This window comes from Arthrobacter sp. AB6 (genome assembly GCF_031844545.1).
Lineage (GTDB): Bacteria > Actinomycetota > Actinomycetes > Actinomycetales > Micrococcaceae > Arthrobacter.
In genome coordinates this window covers 126,789-143,146 of sequence record NZ_JAUZVL010000005.1, presented here as the reverse complement: position 1 = coordinate 143,146, position 16,358 = coordinate 126,789, and the positions used below count along the sequence as shown (strand labels likewise).

16 protein-coding genes are annotated in these 16,358 nt (G+C 66.8%); 8 read left to right on the top strand and 8 right to left on the bottom strand.

The genetic code is table 11. From position 1 onward, the window contains the following. Position 1: 1 nt before the first annotated feature. The 3 genes from Q9R30_RS05930 to Q9R30_RS05920 all read right to left on the bottom strand — a co-directional run bounded on the left by Q9R30_RS05930 (position 2) and on the right by Q9R30_RS05920 (position 2,170). On the bottom strand, positions 2-214 hold the full coding sequence (locus Q9R30_RS05930; protein WP_311217037.1) for a hypothetical protein: 213 nt from the start codon (positions 212-214) through the stop codon (positions 2-4). A gap of 116 nt (positions 215-330) precedes the next feature. Next, positions 331-558 carry a hypothetical protein gene (locus Q9R30_RS05925; RefSeq protein WP_104996429.1) on the bottom strand — a complete coding sequence of 76 codons (228 nt, stop codon included), beginning with the start codon at positions 556-558 and terminating at the stop codon, positions 331-333. A gap of 136 nt (positions 559-694) precedes the next feature. After that, positions 695-2,170, bottom strand: a complete 1,476-nt coding sequence (locus Q9R30_RS05920) for an amidase (protein WP_311217096.1) — start codon at positions 2,168-2,170, stop codon at positions 695-697. A 194-nt stretch (positions 2,171-2,364) separates the two neighbouring features. Here Q9R30_RS05920 and Q9R30_RS05915 point away from each other — a divergent pair, with 194 nt between their 5' ends. The 3 genes from Q9R30_RS05915 (at position 2,365) to Q9R30_RS05905 (ending at position 3,983) form a co-directional block, all read left to right on the top strand. Next, the gene (locus tag Q9R30_RS05915; protein ID WP_104996430.1) at positions 2,365-2,691 is read left to right on the top strand and encodes a rhodanese-like domain-containing protein; all 327 of its coding nucleotides are present in this window, start codon (positions 2,365-2,367) and stop codon (positions 2,689-2,691) included. 13 nt (positions 2,692-2,704) lie between these two features. Beyond that, positions 2,705-3,643 carry a prephenate dehydratase gene (pheA, locus tag Q9R30_RS05910; protein WP_104996431.1) on the top strand — a complete coding sequence of 313 codons (939 nt, stop codon included), beginning with the start codon at positions 2,705-2,707 and terminating at the stop codon, positions 3,641-3,643. 136 nt (positions 3,644-3,779) lie between these two features. Then, positions 3,780-3,983, top strand: coding sequence for a hypothetical protein (locus Q9R30_RS05905; protein ID WP_104996432.1), 204 nt, complete (start codon positions 3,780-3,782; stop codon positions 3,981-3,983). 3 nt (positions 3,984-3,986) lie between these two features. On the opposite strand, the gene Q9R30_RS05900 is transcribed toward Q9R30_RS05905, so the two are convergent. Continuing rightward, positions 3,987-5,042, bottom strand: a complete 1,056-nt coding sequence (locus tag Q9R30_RS05900) for a diacylglycerol kinase family protein (RefSeq protein WP_104996433.1) — start codon at positions 5,040-5,042, stop codon at positions 3,987-3,989. Between the two features lie 89 nt (positions 5,043-5,131). On the opposite strand from Q9R30_RS05900, the gene serS reads away from it, so the two are divergent. After that, entirely contained in the window at positions 5,132-6,412 is a 1,281-nt protein-coding gene (gene serS, locus Q9R30_RS05895; RefSeq protein ID WP_104999565.1) for a serine--tRNA ligase, read from the top strand. A 72-nt stretch (positions 6,413-6,484) separates the two neighbouring features. On the opposite strand, the gene Q9R30_RS05890 is transcribed toward serS, so the two are convergent. Further along, complete coding sequence (locus Q9R30_RS05890; RefSeq protein WP_104996434.1) at positions 6,485-7,480, bottom strand: hypothetical protein; 996 nt, start codon at positions 7,478-7,480, stop codon at positions 6,485-6,487. Between the two features lie 258 nt (positions 7,481-7,738). Here Q9R30_RS05890 and Q9R30_RS05885 point away from each other — a divergent pair, with 258 nt between their 5' ends. Together Q9R30_RS05885 and Q9R30_RS05880 are read left to right on the top strand one after the other, a co-directional pair. Next, positions 7,739-8,596: an HAD family hydrolase gene (locus Q9R30_RS05885; protein WP_104996435.1), complete on the top strand. Its 858-nt coding sequence runs from the start codon at positions 7,739-7,741 to the stop codon at positions 8,594-8,596. Positions 8,597-8,621: 25 nt separating this feature from the next. Then, entirely contained in the window at positions 8,622-9,206 is a 585-nt protein-coding gene (locus Q9R30_RS05880) for a histidine phosphatase family protein (RefSeq protein ID WP_104999566.1), read from the top strand. Between the two features lie 15 nt (positions 9,207-9,221). On the opposite strand, the gene Q9R30_RS05875 is transcribed toward Q9R30_RS05880, so the two are convergent. Further along, entirely contained in the window at positions 9,222-9,821 is a 600-nt protein-coding gene (locus Q9R30_RS05875) for a hypothetical protein (RefSeq protein ID WP_104996436.1), read from the bottom strand. Positions 9,822-9,956: 135 nt separating this feature from the next. On the opposite strand from Q9R30_RS05875, the gene Q9R30_RS05870 reads away from it, so the two are divergent. Continuing rightward, positions 9,957-12,365, top strand: a complete 2,409-nt coding sequence (locus Q9R30_RS05870; protein ID WP_311217036.1) for a phosphoketolase family protein — start codon at positions 9,957-9,959, stop codon at positions 12,363-12,365. A 131-nt stretch (positions 12,366-12,496) separates the two neighbouring features. Here Q9R30_RS05870 and Q9R30_RS05865 read toward each other — a convergent pair whose 3' ends face one another. Next, positions 12,497-13,825 (bottom strand): carboxylesterase family protein, encoded by a 1,329-nt coding sequence (locus tag Q9R30_RS05865; RefSeq protein WP_396136698.1) that lies wholly within the window; start codon positions 13,823-13,825, stop codon positions 12,497-12,499. 87 nt (positions 13,826-13,912) lie between these two features. Continuing rightward, positions 13,913-14,401 (bottom strand): inorganic diphosphatase, encoded by a 489-nt coding sequence (locus Q9R30_RS05860; RefSeq protein ID WP_104996439.1) that lies wholly within the window; start codon positions 14,399-14,401, stop codon positions 13,913-13,915. A gap of 154 nt (positions 14,402-14,555) precedes the next feature. On the opposite strand from Q9R30_RS05860, the gene dacB reads away from it, so the two are divergent. Then, a complete protein-coding gene (gene dacB / locus Q9R30_RS05855) occupies positions 14,556-16,106 on the top strand; it encodes a D-alanyl-D-alanine carboxypeptidase/D-alanyl-D-alanine-endopeptidase (protein ID WP_311217035.1) in 1,551 nt (516 codons plus the stop codon). Positions 16,107-16,358: the final 252 nt, after the last annotated feature.

The following is a 16,358-nucleotide window of genomic DNA, read 5'->3' as shown; positions in this document are numbered from 1 at the left end:
GTCAGACCCTCTCCCTACGCCGTTGGGCAGAGGTGGTGCCGGGCTTTGGTGTCTTCCACCAGGCCGGGAAAGCCCAGAACGTGAGGTCCTGCGCCTTGACTGTCTTCTCCGGCATTTCTGCCGGGGTTTCCGGGGTGTCCTGCTTGGCTTCAGGCCGGCGGCGGGTTTCCTTCCTATCGCCCCACCCGAAGTCCTTGCTGGATGAATAGCACATCACAGACCTCCTCACAGTGACTGCCCTTTAATCGTCCTCCCGTTTCCGCGGAGAGTCGACACCTTTTGCGCAGAGCCCTCGTTGCGGCATCACGTGCGGTCGTGCCGGAAGGATGGTTATTCGCCCGTGATTACGTCCTCGGCTTCCTGCGGGCGGTGGAACTCGCACGGGCCATGGTGCCGGAAGGGAAGGAGGCAGGTCCGTCCAGTGGGCAGGTGGACCATGCCGCAGCGGCCCCTCTCGGCCAGGTCTTCCCTGATATTGGCGTTGTTCAGGTCCGGCCTGGCCGGGTTCGCTTCGTGGAGTGTTTCGTTGGCAGCGGCGCGGGAGTGTTCAGCGTTCATGGTCGGCAACTCCTCGTTGAGTGATAGCCAGATAGGGGAAGCGAAAGCTGCGCGGACCCTGCCAGTCTGGCCCCACCCGGTTACGGGAGCATTAAGCGGGTGTTAGATCCTGGCCAACAAGCCCTCCAGAAGGCCCTTAGTATCCCAACTGATTGGCCACCTGCAGCAGGAGGGCCTCTGAACCAGCCGGCCCCACCAGTTGGATGCCCATCGGCAATCCCTGGCCGGGCGCTCCTCCGGTCCAGTGGACAGGAAGGGTGATGGCCGGCAGGCCACAGACATTGACCATCGAGGACCATGGCGCGTATTCGCACTGCTTGCGGTAGTCGCCGTCGGCGTCTCCCGGCCAGGGGGCTGCAGGCCACCGGTCGCCGCCGTGCATGCCGGTGAACCAGCCCACCGGACGCGGTGTCTGCGCGAGCGCAGGCGTCAGCATCAGGTCCCACCGCGCGTACTGCGCCACCGTATCGTGCTGGAACTGCCGCAGGAAGGCCAGGGACTCAGCGCCTTTCGCCGGGCTGCGCTGCTGTGCCCGGCGCCGGAAGGTGCGGGTCAGGGGAGCCAGCAGCGCCTCACGGTGCGGGCTGATCCTGGCCGTTCCCACTGCCGCAGTCCATGCCGTCGTGAAGGCATCCGGGTAGCGGTTGTCATAGCGGATGGAAGCCTCACCGAGGGCATGCCCGGCATGTTCAAGCAGGCTGATGCCCGCATTGAGGGCATCCAGCGCTTCCTGCTCGGGGCTGAAAGGAAACGTCCCCGACCACGGGCTGTCCAGCGTAATCCCGATTCGGAGCTTCGGGGGTTCTTGCTTCACCGCGGTGAGGTAGCCGCCGTCATTGTCGGGAACAATCCCGGGCATGCCACGCCTGTGGGCAGCGGGCGTGGACATTGCGGAGGGGGGCCCAGCGGGCACCAGGGCGTCCATCATAAGCGCCGCATCGGCTGAGGTCCGTGCGATAGGTCCGGCCACCACCAGCCGGGCGGGATCCCCCAGGCTTTCCCCGGCCGGGACCAGGCCGCGGCCGGGCTTGAGGCCCACCAGCCCGCAGGCAGCAGCGGGAATCCGGACAGATCCGCCGCCGTCTGTCCCTGGAGCGAAAGGAAGCAGCCCGGCAGCCACAGCAGCAGCGCTTCCGCCGGAGGATCCCCCCGAGCTCCGGCTCAGGGCATGGGGATTGCGCGACGGCGGCGCGATCCGGTTTTCGCTGTAGGCAGTCAGCCCGAACTCGGGCACCTGGGTCTTGCCCAGCGAAACAGCCCCCGCTTTCCTGAGCAGGGCCACCAGTGGTGCGTCGCAAAGGGCCGGCTTGTGGTCCAGTGCCGCGCTGCCATGCGTGGTTGGCACGCCTTCCACGTCGGTCAGGTCCTTATAAGCCACAGGCATGCCGTGCAGCAGGGGCAACTCCCCGGCCGGAGTCCGGGCCCGCCGGGAGTCGGCGGAGTGCGCCCGCTCCATCGCCTGGTCCGCCGTCACCGTGATGAAAGCACCCAGCGGGACGTTCTGCCGGTCTATCCGCTGCAGGAAATGGGCTGCCACCTCCGCCGCTGACACCTTTCCCTGCCGCAGCTGGTTCCGGAGCGCCACCGCGGACAGTTCATGGAGTTCAGCCACGGGAGCTCGCGGCCACGGCACCACGGCCGCCGGCCCCGCGGCCACGGCCTCCGGCGGCGGCCAGGACATGGTGTTCAGGAAGCAATTTTCCTCCTTGCGTTCACACAAAAGCGTAACTTGGCTGCACGCAAGCCCTCCGGGAGGTAAAGCACTACGCTTAAAGCGACCCCCGATCCGCGAAGGCAGGAATCACCATGAGCGATTTCGATAACGTCCCCGTCAACGACATCCCCGATGACGCTGTCATCCTGGACGTCCGTGAGGATTACGAATGGGTGGCCGGCCATGCAGAGGGCGCCCTCCACATTCCCATGGACCAGCTTCCGGGGCGCCTGGAGGAACTCGATCCCGACGAGGACGTCTACGTCATCTGCCGCACCGGCGGCCGGTCCTATCGTGCGGCGCAATGGCTAACGGGACAGGGCTACACCGCCATCAACGTTTCCGGCGGCATGGACATGTGGCTGGAAGCTGGCAAGCCCCTCGTCTCGGACAACGGGCTGAAACCCATGGTGCTGTAGGCGAGGAACACTTATGTCCGCGTCCTCCGTGACCTATGCCTTCCTCGGGCCCGAGGGTACCTTCACCGAGGCTGCCCTCATGCAGGTGCCGGATGCCTCGCAGGCTACCCGCGTGCCGTCGTCGAACGTCAATGCTGCCCTGGACGCAGTGCGCGAAGGTTCGGCGCATGCCGCCATGGTGCCAATAGAGAACTCGGTGGAGGGCGGCGTTACCGCCACACTCGACGCAATCGCCGGCGGCAAGGAACTGCGGATAATCCGCGAGGTCCTGGTGCCCATCAGTTTCGTGCTGGCGGGCAGGCCCGGGGTCCGGCTGGATGACGTGCGCCGGGTGTCAACGCACGGCCATGCCTGGGCGCAGTGCCGGCTGTGGATGGACCAGAACATCCCGGCTGCGGAATACGTACCCGGCTCATCCACCGCTGCGTCGGCCATGGGGCTCCTTGATGAGGCCTGCCAATATGACGCTGCCATCTGTGCTCCGCTGGTAGCGCAGGAACAGCCCGGCCTGAGTGTCCTGGCGGAGGACATCGGTGACAATCCGGAAGCCGTGACGCGCTTTATCCTGGTCAGCCGCCCCGGCCCGCTGCCCTCGCGCACGGGAGCGGACAAGACCACAGTGGTGGTGCCGCTTCCGGAGGACCGCCCAGGAGCCCTGATGGAGATTCTGGACCAGTTTGCCAGCCGCGGCGTGAACCTCAGCCGCATCGAGTCCCGGCCTACAGGACAGTATCTTGGGGACTACTTTTTCAGCATCGACGCCGACGGGCACGTTGGTGATGAGCGGGTGGCGGACGCCCTGGCGGGGCTCCACCGCATCAGCCCCGCCACGCGCTTCCTCGGGTCATATCCCCGCGCGGACATGCAACGCACCGTGGTGGAGCCGCACACCGCTGACCAGGCGTTTCGCGCAGCGCGGGCGTGGGTGGAAGACATTCTCCGGCCTGCATAGCAGGGCGCCGAAAACGGTTACGCCGCTTCGCCCAAAGCGTACGCAAATGCCCCCTGAAGTACTTTCGCGCGCTGTGGACAATGCGTATGCTTGCTTGATCCACATGGGGGAGGGCCCCTAGCGAAGGGATCGCGTCATGACTACCAGCAGCACCGAAAACGATGGCCAGGGGATGATTGTCAACCCCCGGCCCACTGCCGACAACCAGGACTGGGACGGCGACGAGGCCGATCGTGCCGACCGCCTCCGCTTTGAAGAAGAGCAAGCCATGATCCGCGAGCAGTCCGAGGCCCACGCCGCCGCAAAAGCTGCCGAGGAGAACAAGCGCAGCCGCAACTGACCGCTAAGCCTCCCCTTTGACCCTGACCAAAAGAGACCGCGGCTCAACCTGGACGGTGAGCCTGGTGGCCTCGCCGGCGGTGTCGCCGTCCAGCTGGATGGGCATCGGTTCCGGACACTTTATGACCACTTTCCTGGAGCGGTAAACGGTCATGTCGGGCAGCTTCCCGCTGTGCTTGAACATGATCTTGACGTACATCAGCAGCCATCCGAAGGCGCTGCGGGGGCTCATCACGACGACGTCCAGCATGCCGTCGTCGATCATGGCCTGGGGTATGAAGTCGATGCCGCCGGGGATCAGGCCGCAGTTGGCGAACAGCACGCTGCGGATGTTACGGACCTGCCCCGGGCTGCCGTCCAAGGAAATCGAAACCTTCTTCCGGCGTCCCGGCAGGTGCCGCATGCCGGCCTCGGTATAAGCGAGCCAGCCGACTGCCTTTTTCAGGCCGGCATTGGTATCGGCCAGGATCTCGGCATCCATGCCGATGCCCGCGATCACCAGGAACGAATGTGCGGATGATTCCTCGGTGAGTGAGTTTTCAATATCCATCCGCGCGGTGTCGATGTACCGTTGCCGTCCGAAAAGCGCAGTATTGACGCTGGCATGAAGGTCATTGACGTCCAAGTCAACGTTCCGGGCAAGCAGGTTGCCGGTACCCAGCGGGATGAGGCCCATGGCCACATCGGTGCGTACGAGGGACTCAGCCACCACACGTACCGTACCGTCGCCGCCGCCCACCAGGACGACGTCGGGCCTATACGCCAGGGCCGCCCGCACCTGCGAATAGCCGGGATCCTCCGCCGTCGTCTCGAAAAAGACGGGGTTCTCCCAGCCTGCCGCGAGGCAGCCGCGCTGGATGGTGGCCCTGGCTTCTTCCGAGCGTGCCTTGATGGGGTTGAGGATGACAGCCACGCGCTGCCGGGCCAGTCCGGGTTCGTGCGCGTCGGTACCCACGGTACTGCGGATATGCAGGGCCTTGAGCTTGCGCACGCCCCACCAGCTTGAGATGGCAAAGGCGAGGGCCACCCCAATCAGCAGGTACAGGATCCAGTCGCTCATGGTGGTTCAACAGTAGCCCGGCGAAGCCTTCCGGTCCGGCACGCCCGCTGCCGCCCGCCGCCTTCCGCGGGATTGGATACCCTTGTGTGGTGATCGACGTAAAAGACCTCAGCGAAAACCCGGATAAATACCGTGCCAGCCAGCGTGCCCGCCGTGCGGATGAATCCGTGGTGGACGCGATCATCTCCGCGGACGCCGCCCGCCGCGCGGCGCTGATCCGCTTCGAGAACCTCCGTGCCGAGCAGAACGCTTTCGGCAAGAAGGTGGCACAGGCCAAGGGCGACGAAAAGAAGGCGCTGCTGGCCGAGGTCAAAGAGCTGGCCAACTCGGTCAAGGCCGCCTCCGCCGAGGCCGATGCCGCCCAGACGAAGCAGGAAGAACTGCTGCGCACCATCCCAAACCTGGTTGAGGACGGCGTTCCCGAGGGCGGCGAGGACGACTACGCGGTGCTCAAGACCGTCGGCACGCCGCGCGAATTCCCGGACTTCGAGCCGAAGGACCACCTGGAAATCGGAGAGCTGATCGGCGCGATCGACATGGAGCGCGGCGCCAAGGTTTCCGGCGCGCGCTTCTACTTCCTCCGCGGCGTGGGCGCCCGGCTGGAGATGGCTCTGCTGCAGATGGCCATGGACCAGGCCATCGAGGCCGGTTTCGTCCCCATGATCACGCCCACCTTGGTGCGCCCGGAGACCATGCAGGGCACCGGCTTTGACGTAAAGCACGACGCCGAGATCTATCGTCTCGCCGAAGACGACCTTTACCTGGTGGGCACCTCCGAGGTTGCCCTGGCCGGGTACCACGCGGACGAGATCCTGGACTTTGCCGCCGGCCCCATCCGCTACGCCGGCCAGAGCTCCTGCTACCGCCGCGAAGCAGGTTCGCACGGCAAGGACACCCGCGGCATCATCCGCGTTCACCAGTTCAACAAGGTGGAGATGTTCATCTACACCACTGTTGAAGATGCCGCCGCCGAGCACCAGCGGCTGCTGGCATGGGAAGAGGAGATGCTGGCCAAGTGCGAGCTGCCGTACCGGGTGATTGATACCGCGGCCGGCGACCTCGGCATGTCCGCGGCCCGGAAGTTCGACTGCGAAGCGTGGGTTCCCACCCAGGGCGCGTACCGCGAGCTGACCTCGACGTCCAACTGCACCACCTTCCAGGCCCGCCGGCTGAACATCCGCGAACGCGCGGTGAACGCCGAGGGCGTAGCGAAGGGCACCCGGGCCGTGGCCACCCTGAACGGGACGCTGGCCACCACCCGCTGGATCGTGGCGCTGCTGGAGCACCACCAGAACGCCGACGGCTCGGTCAACGTGCCCAAGGCCCTGCAGAAGTACCTGGGCGGCCTTGAGGTCCTCCCGGTCCTCTAGCTTCGCCTGCTTCCCGGGGCATCGCACCCTCTGACGGACTTTGCACCAGGGCATTCCCGGGTGCAAAGTCCGTCAGAGGGTTCTTTTTGCCCTGGTGCCGCTGTTAGGCAGCCCCGCATTCCGCAGCACAGCGCCCAGCCTGGCTGCATCCGAAGCAGTCGCCCAGTCCCAGCGCACCACACTGAATCCGGCCGCACGGAGTTTGTCTTCGCGCTTCTTTTCGGCCAGGACGGCTTGGCGGGACGTCTGGTCGCCCAAGTACTCATCGCGCAGGTACTTCGCGTCGCCGTCGAACTCGCCAATAAGTTTGAACTGCGGCCAGAAGAAGTCGGTCCGGGCAATGAAGTGGCCTCCCGCGCGGAAGTTTGCCTGCAACAGGGGCGCGGGGAAACCCAGGAGGTGCATCTGTGCCCGGCTGAGTGATTCGCCTGCTGATCCGGAGTTGGCAACGGCGAAATTGAGCACCTGGGTGACCCATCGCCGGCGTGCGCCCGACTCCAGGCGCGCGGCGTGCCCCAGCAACTCGTCCTTGCTCACCCGGGGGCCTGAAGTACGACGCATGCCGATAGCATGATCGGCCAGCACTGTTCCGGCCGCAAAGTTCTCTCTTGCGATGACCGCCACCACCGTCTCGGGCAATGGCGTTATCTGTAGCCCTCCGAACGCGATGGTTGGTCCCCGGGAAGCATGCCGGGCGACACCATAGGAGGTGAGTCCCTCAAGTCCGCACAATCCGGATGGCATTCGAGCAGCGGACGTAGTGGGGAGGCTCCGGCCCCTATGGCCCCGTGATGCACCTGCAAGGTGGACATGGTTGGGGACAGCGAGCATCTCCAGGTTCCACAGGACAGCAGCTGTGTTGAGGCAGAACTTTGACGAAGGCAGTTCAAGGTTCACGGCAAGGATTGTCTGCCGGTACCTTTCCCATGGTGGCAGTGAGATCCACTCGTCCTTTGCCGCGTACACTCCCTTGCGGACACGGACCAGTTCGCCGCGGGCATACCGCCTGCGGAGCGAGCGCGAGTCTCCGGTACTGCGGTGCAATGCGGCGGCATCAATCAGCTGCATGCCTCCATGGTCGCCGCACCACCGAGGGAAGGGCAGTACGGTTCCGCCCCATGTGGACAACGGCGGCACCCGAGCTGCACCGGGAAACGGTCCCTGCACCGGGGCGTGCGCGGGTGCTTTGTCCGTGGGAGGGTGCAGACCTCAGAACACGGAGGTTAACACTCACACCGGGGACAACCTGTGGGTATTAACCAACTGTTCAATAACTCTGTGGCGCGAGTCCTAGCGGCGTTTGGGGGCGTCTGGTTCACTATTGGAATGACAACGCTGACTGAAACCTCAGTCGCCGGCAACGATGACCGGCGAGATAACGACAACAACAACGGCCGCAAGCTCATGGTCGCCCTGGACGTGGACGGCACGCTGGTGGACCACGACGGCCACATGTCCCCGGGTGTGCGTGAATCGGCGCAGGCCGTAGTGGCAGCCGGACACGAGGTAATGATCGCCACGGGACGTTCGCTCAACGCCACCCTGCCCATTATCGAGAAAATCGGGATTGAGCGCGGCTATGCCGTCTGCTGCAACGGCGGCGTGACGCTACGGCTCCATCCAGCACTGGACAGCGGCTACGAGGTCATCCATAAGGCCACGTTCGACCCCGCACCCGCACTCCGGGCACTCCGCGAGCGGCTTCCCTCTGCCAAGTACGCGCTGGAAGATGCGGACGGCAACTTCCTGTCCACCGAGCGCTTCCAGGACCCGAGTTTCGGCGTCGAGGCCATCGGCGTGGATTTCCACACCATGCTTGAAGCCACGGCAGTGCGCGTGGTGGTCTTCAGCACCGAAAACACGCCGGAAGAGTTCAATGAGGCCATTGAGCACGTGGGCCTCGCCGGCGTCACCTACTCCGTGGGCTGGACCGCATGGCTGGACATCGCCGCCGCCGGCGTGACCAAAGCCAGCGCGCTGGAAAACCTCCGCGGCAGGCTCGGCATCGAACGTCACCTCACGGTAGCCATCGGCGACGGCCGTAACGACATCGAGATGCTCACCTGGGCAGGACGCGGAGTGGCCATGGGCCAGGCGCCGGCGGAAGTCATCGCCGTCGCCGACGAGGTCACCCACTCAGTGTTCGACGACGGCGCGGCCCACGTGCTGCGCAGCCTGCTCTGACGCAGTACAAGGCAGAATGGAAAGCATGACCCTCACGACCTTCGCCCTCATCCGCCATGGCCAGACCGACTGGAATGCGCAGCGCCGGCTGCAGGGCGCCACGGACATTCCGCTGAACGACGTCGGCCGGGCCCAGGCGCGTGACGCCGTTGGGGTTTTGTCCGCGTACGAATGGGACGCCATTGTGTCCTCGCCACTGAGCCGCGCTGCCGAAACCGCAGATGTGATAGCCCACGGACTCGGGCTGGGCGAGGTCCGCCGCCTGCCGGAGCTCACGGAGCGGAGCTTCGGACCGGCGGAGGGAATGCAGGCGGGCCCTGAACTGGACGCACTCCGCATCCCCGGCGGTTTCCGTGGCGCCGAAAGCGAGGACGAGGCAGCTGACCGTGGACTGGCCGCCCTGGAGGCTCTCGCCGAGGAGTACCGCGGCCGCCGCCTCCTCGTCGTCGCGCACGGCACGCTGCTCCGGGTGAGCCTCAGCCGGGCCGTCGGGACCGCTTTGGCCAGCATCGACAACGCTGTGCTGAACCTGGCGCACCACCATGCAATCGACGGCTGGCAGCTCGAGTACTTCAACGGCGAGCCGGTGATGGCTGCAGCCCAGGCCTGAGCGGGGCCGCAGCCCCTACCGGACTTCGAGGATCAACCCCAGCAGCCGGGCCGCCGCAGGCCGGGCCGCGTGCTCCTCGTTCCACTGCGCCCGGGCCACCGCCTTGCTGACCGCCTGCGTGGTGATTCCGAGTTCCTGGGCCACAGCCTTTTGCTGGCCCCGCACGCCGGGCGTCAGCAGGTCGAGCACCCGCCACTCGGCGCCGGAGCGGTCGCGCACGATATGCCCCAGCAGGCGCAGCACCGCCTCGGCGTCGTGGGCCACGTCAGCCAAGGGTCCCTCCACTGCAACCGGAACCCGGTCCTTGCTGCTCCGCAGCCGGTCCACGGCGCGCCGTGCATACACGAGTCCGTGGCCGGAAGCGTCCTTGATCTGGTTGGGCAGCGGTTCGTTGACGGGCCCGACGCCGATCCCCACGTACCAGGAGCCGTCCCGGAGTGCGATCAGGGCCGCCTCCACTGCCTGGTGCGGGCAGTCCACAATGCCCTGGACCTCGTCCTCGACGGACCGGTCGAAATCAAGGCGTGCGGGAATATGCCGCAGGTCCTTGAGCAGCTGCGGTACCCGGTCGCCATCGCGCCGGCTATCGGTCTGGTTGATTGTCAGCGTGAACATCTGAATCCAAAGACTACCCGCAGGTAGCCGCGGCAAGGCAAGCGGGGTTGCCTCCGGCCGGCCCATCTGGTGCGATGGGGGAACGGCCGCACCTGACGGATCGAAAGGGTGGGCGAACGCGACGTGAGGATGGTTATGGCCGGCAGCATGGGGCAGGACGAGCTTGAACTTGTGGACCGCTGGTGGCGCGCCGCGAACTACCTGTCGGTGGGACAGATCTACCTCCGCTCCAACCCGCTGCTGCGCGAAGAGCTGAAGGCCGAACACACCAAATCCCGGCTCCTGGGCCACTGGGGCACCACCCCCGGGCTGAACTTCATCTACGCCCACCTGAACCGCATCATCCGCCGCGACTGCGCCGAGATGCTCTTTGTGGCAGGTCCCGGCCATGGCGGCCCCGCCGTCGTCGCCAATGCCTGGCTGGAAGGCACCTACTCCGAGGTCTACGGCCACGTGGGCAACGACGGCGACGGGATGGCCGAGCTGTTCCGCCAATTCTCGTACCCCGGCGGCATCCCCAGCCACGCGGCGCCGGAAAGCCCCGGATCCATCAGCGAGGGCGGCGAACTCGGGTATTCCCTCGCCCACGCGTACGGCTCGGTCCTGGACAATCCCCAGTTGGTCACCGCCGTCGTGATTGGCGACGGCGAAGCGGAGACCGGCCCCCTGGCCGCCAGCTGGCACTCGCACAACTTCCTGGACCCGGCCACTGACGGCGCGGTGCTGCCCATCCTTCACCTGAACGGGTACAAGATCGCCAACCCCACCATCCTGGCGCGGATGCCCGAAGAGCAGCTGGAGCAGTTGCTGCGCGGTTACGGGCATGAGCCCTACTTCGTGACCGTGAAAGACCCGGAGAACACGGAGCAGGCGCACCGCGACTTCGCGGATGCACTGGAACGCTGCATGGCCGGGATCCGCGCCATCCAGGACAGCCGGCGTGGGCCCCAGGCGGACGCGGATACAACTGGCGGGGCGCAGACTGGGGCGGCCCGCTGGCCCATGATCGTGCTGCGCTCGCCGAAAGGCTGGACCGGGCCCCGCGTGGTGGACGGGCTGCAGGTTGAGGGGACGTGGCGCAGCCACCAGGTTCCGCTCTCCGAAGTCCGCACCAACGGAGAGCACCTGAAGCAGCTGGAAGAGTGGCTGCAGTCCTACCGCCCGGCGGAACTGTTCGACGGCGACGGCAGGCTCCGGCCCGAGGTCGCCGAGGCCGCGCCCACGGGCGCATTCCGGATGAGTGCAACGCCGCACGCCAATGGCGGACTACTGCGGAAGGCGCTAAGGCTGCCTGCCTACCGGGACTACGCCGTCGAGGTCCCGAAGCCGGGGACCGAGCGGGTCAGCCCGATGATCACGCTGGGCTCGTGGATGCGGGATGTCATCTCGCAGAATATGGAAACGTTCCGGCTCTTTGGCCCGGACGAGACCGCCTCCAACCGGCTGCAGGACGTCTACGAGGCCACGGACAAGGTATGGCAGTACAGGATTGACGACGCCGACGAGCACCTTGCGCGGTCCGGCAGGGTGATGGAGGTGCTCAGCGAACACCTGTGCCAGGGCTGGCTGGAAGGGTACCTCCTGACCGGACGCCACGGCGTCTTCAGCTGCTATGAGGCCTTCATCCACATCGTCGACTCCATGTTCAACCAGCATGCCAAATGGCTGAAGGTGCACCGGCAGCTGCCGTGGCGCCAGCCGGTGGCATCGCTGAACTACCTGCTGTCCTCACACGTGTGGCAGCAGGACCACAACGGCTTCTCGCACCAGGACCCGGGCTTTATTGACCACGCCGTGAACAAGAAGGCGGAGGTCATCCGGGTGTACCTCCCGGCGGACGCCAACACACTGCTGTGCGTGATGGGCCACTGCCTGGCCTCCACCGATTACGTGAATATTGTGGTCAGCGGAAAGCAGCCCTCGCCCACCTGGCTGGGCCCGGCCGATGCCGCCAACCACTGCCGCCGGGGGCTGGGGATCTGGGAGTTCGCGGGTTCCGAGGTTCCCGGCGAGCAGCCCGACGTCGTCATGGCCTGCGCGGGTGACGTGCCCACGGTGGAGACTGTGGCGGCAGCCGAACTGCTCCGGGAAGGCGCGCCGGGCCTGAAGATCCGGGTGGTCAACGTGGTGGACCTGATGCGGCTGCAGGACGTGAGCGAGCACCCGCACGGGCTTCCGGCAAGGGATTTCGACGGGATTTTCACGGCGGACAAGCCCATCATCTTCGCCTACCACGGCTACCCGGCGCTGATCCACCGGCTTGCCTACCGCCGCTCCAACCAGGATGGGCTGCACGTGCGCGGCTACAAGGAAGAGGGGACCACCACTACGCCGTTCGACATGGCCATGCTGAATGGGATCGACCGCTTCCAACTGGCCATCGACGCGATCGACCGAGTGCCCGGGCTGGCCGAGAGGCACTCACTCCTCCGGCAGCACCTCCAGGACCGGCGGATGAGGGCCAGGGAACACACCCGGCTGCACGGGGAGGACCCGGAGGAGATCCGCAGCTGGACCCTTGGCGGCGCGGATCCCGCCAGCTGACGAGTTCCGCCAGCCCGCAAGAGGGCAGGTGGATCCACCCCTCGTCGCGGGCGGCTGCGGCGTGCGCGCCGTCAGGGAACGCGGTAAGGCCGACGGCGGCCAGGTCGACGCCTAAAGCCCGCATGGGTCCCTCACGCTGCACGGTAGTGCAGCGTTCCCGGGATGGTGCCGTGTTTGCCGAGGTCATCGCCGCGGGCAAACCGTGCCCAGAGCGCCCGCAGTTCGCGTCCGGCCGCGCTAACCTCTTCCCAGTCGGCGCCGGCAATCAGGCCCACGCCGTCCCACGTGTTCCGGTTGCCGAAAAGCAGCGGGAGGTCAACAGTGTGGGCAGCGCCAAAGATGTTTCCCGGGGCGTGCCAGCCCAGGACGTAGCGGTGGGCCTTCCCTCCAGCCCGGGCGTGGCGCCGCGCGAACCTCCGTGCCGCCCGTCCATAGACGGTTTCGGTGACCACCCAGTCAATGGCGCGGACGGCCGCGGGCCCCACCAGCGGGACGCGCGCCAGCCGGCTGAGGTTTGGGCTGCGGGGCAGGAATAGCCGCGCTTCCTCGGACGTATGCCCGATCAGCACCTCGATGCCGGACGCGGTGCGGTTCCAGGCGGCTTCAATATCGGGTTCCTCCGGCAGCGGTGCATGGCCATACTGGGTTCCGAACGGCATGGCGGCCAGCATGCCGAATTTCCGGGCTACCTGGGCCACGTGGTCTTCTCGTTCGACGACGTCCATGGCGGGGGTATCCTCGTCCACAGCCTCGGCAACGATGCCCATGGCATGGTTCATTTTTGCCCTGCCGCGTGAGATTCCCAGCGGGGCGCTTTGGATGATGGCCCGCTGGAAGAGGGACGGTGCTTCGGCTGTGGCCATGAGGTGCGCGATCGCGTCACCTCCGGCGGACTGTCCGAAGGCGGTCACCCGGCCGGGGTCGCCGCCGAATGCGGCAATGTTCCGCTGGACCCAGCGGAATGCCTCGAGCTGGTCCAGGAGGCCCAGGTTCCCCGGCCGGCCGGTGCGGGTCCCAAGGAAGCCGAACAGCCCCAGGCGGTACGTCACTGAGACCACCACCACCCGGTTCTCGGACACCAGCGCCGCGGGGTCGAAGATGGCGAGGTCGCCCGAACCGGTGGTGTAGGAGCCGCCGTGGATCCAGACCATCACGGGGAGCTGCTCGCCGGGGGCCAAGCCGGCGGGCATGGTGATGGAGAGGTTCTGGCAGTCCTCGCTCCCCGGCAGTTCCCCGTAGCGGGTGCCCAGGACGTCATCGAGGAACGGCACCGGCCCCTGCGGGCAGGCGGGCGCGGGGGAGGTGGCGGCAAACGGGTCGGTCCAGCCAGGCGCGGGGGCGGGAGGCTGGAACCGTCCGGCGGTGGCGTAAGGGATCCCGGTTGCGCGGACGACGTCCCCGTCCCGCCAGCCGGTGACGGGCCCGCACGGCGGGTTGAAGACTGGCGCTGAGCTCACCAATTCACCTTAAACCACAACGCGGGGTCACTTCCGGCCCAATTCTGGCGAAGAATTGGGCGCGGAGTGACCCCGCGTTGCTTTAGGAAATCAGTGCGCGGTGGGCACGTAACGCTTGATGGACGCTTCCAGCTCGGCCTCGGCGGCAGCGCGGTCGCCCCAGCCCTCGGCCTTAACCCACTTGCCCGGCTCCAGGTCCTTGTAGCGGGTGAAGAAGTGCTCGATCTCCTTGATCAGGAAGTCGTTGACGTCGCTGACCTCCTGGATGTGGTCGAAGCGGGCGTCCACCGGCACGCAGAGGATCTTCGCGTCTCCGCCGCCGTCGTCCGTCATGTTGAAGACGCCGATGGGGCGGGACTCGACGATGACGCCCGGGTGCAGGTCGAAGTCCTGCAGCAGCACCAGCGCATCCAACGGGTCGCCATCCTCGCCGAGGGTGTTCTCGAAGTATCCGTAGTGCGTGGGGTACTGCATGGAGGTGAAGAGGACGCGGTCCAGGCGGACGCGGCCGGTCTCGTGGTCAACTTCGTACTTGACGCGTGATCCCTTGGGGATCTCGATGGTCACGTCATGCTTCATGGAATGCTCCTCGGCAATTGCAGGGGGTTCGCGGCACTTCTGACGGGCAACAAAAAGCACTGTCGGTGCCGCCGACTATTATTGAGGATATAGCGAGAGGCCCTGGAATCAGGAACTTGTGGGGAAATTTCAGGACTTGAGGACCGGCACCGGCATGACCAAAACAATAGGCACGGACCAGCAGCACGGCCGTGTCCGGCAGGCAGCGCTGGGGGGCATCACCGGGCTGCGGAGGTCGTGGCCGCTGGTCTTGCTTGCCGTCCTCCTGGTTGCCCTTGCCGTCCCGGCGGCCCTGCTGGTGGCCCCCGGCTTCCGGGGTCCCGAAGCCCCTGCCCCCGCTCCGCCCGCGCCCGGGTGGCAGCAGGAGCCCGCCACGCTCTCGGCCCGGCAGGGCCTGCCCACCCTCGATGCTTCGGCTGCCGTCCCGGCCCAGCCGGCAGTCACGGCGCGGCTGGATCCGCTGTTAAAGGCCGACGGCGGCGGAACGTTTACAGCGCTGGTCCAGGATGCGTTGACCGGCCAGGTCCTGTTTGACCGCGGTGGATCGGAAGGCCGCGTTCCGGCGTCCAACATGAAACTGCTCACTGCGGTCGCCGCCCTGCGGTCCCTGGGGCCCGGGCACCGCTTCAGCACAACAGTTGTTGCCGGCGCGGCGCCTGGACAGGTGGTGCTGGTGGGCGGCGGCGACGTTCTCGTGGGGCCGGGCGAGTCGAACCCCGAACGGACGATCGGCCACGCCGGCCTGGCAACCCTGGCTGCCGGCACGGTGGAGGCGCTGAAGGCGGACGGCGCGTCCGGGGAGCTCAAGGTCCTGGTGGACGACTCCCTTTTCTCCGGACCCGCGCTGAACCCTGCCTGGGACAGCGGGGATGTGGCGGCCGGCGAGGTGGCGCCCTTGTTCCCCCTGGCCCTGAACTCAGCCCGTTACGATCCCGCCGTCATCACCGGTCCGCGCCCGCAGGACTCCGCCATGACTGCAGCCGAGGAGTTTGCCGCCCGGCTGCGAACGGCAGGCGCCGACGCGGGACTCACTGTGGCAGCCGGCGTCGAACGCTCACCCCAGCCGGCGGGAGCAGGCGCGGCGGCAGCACACACGGCGGCAACGGCCGCTCCCGGGGAGGGCTCCAGTGAACCGCGCGTGCTGGCGGAAGTGCAGTCCGCCACCGTGGCCGAGCAGGTCGAAGTGATGCTGCAGGACTCGGACAACTACCTGGCGGAAGCATTGGGCCGGCTCACGGCACTGGCGGACGGCCTGCCCGGCAGCAACGACGGTGCCACAGCAGCAGTCCGGGCGCAGCTCTCTGCAGCCGGCCTCGCCACGGATGCCATGAAACTGGTGGACGTCTGTGGACTGGCCATGGGTAACCAGGTCTCGGCCCGGCAGTTTGCCGAGGTGGTGCGGGCCATTACGTCGGGCACGGACACCAGGCTGCGGGCGGCGCTGGACGGATTCCCGGTGGCCGGCCTCACCGGAACGCTGGACACGCGCTACGGCGGTGACGCCACCGCCGGCGGTGCTGGCCTGGTGCGGGCCAAGACCGGCACGCTGAACACGGTGCTCGCACTGAGCGGCTATGTGGTTGACGCCGATGGCAGGCTCCTGGTCTTTTCCTTCATCGGCAACGGGCTGACGCCCGGGGCTGCGGGGAACAAAGAGGCGCTGGACCGCGCGGCCACCGCACTCGCAGGCTGCGGCTGCCGCTGAAGTACCAAGTGCGGCGGGCCGAAAAAAACAAGTAGGGGCTACCCGTGACGCTGGACTGCGGCGCATCCTACACTCGACCTCACATTGGGGCAGGGCAGCGAACCGCCGCCCCGGGCTGTCAAGGGGGTGGGGCAGGTGTCGGTATCCCGTCGAACCACGTGGCAGCCCCCGCCTGTGCCTGCCAGATCACGCCACGGACCACCCTGTCCTGGATGCTGCAATTTGGCGGATCGCCGCGTTCTGGTGCGGGCA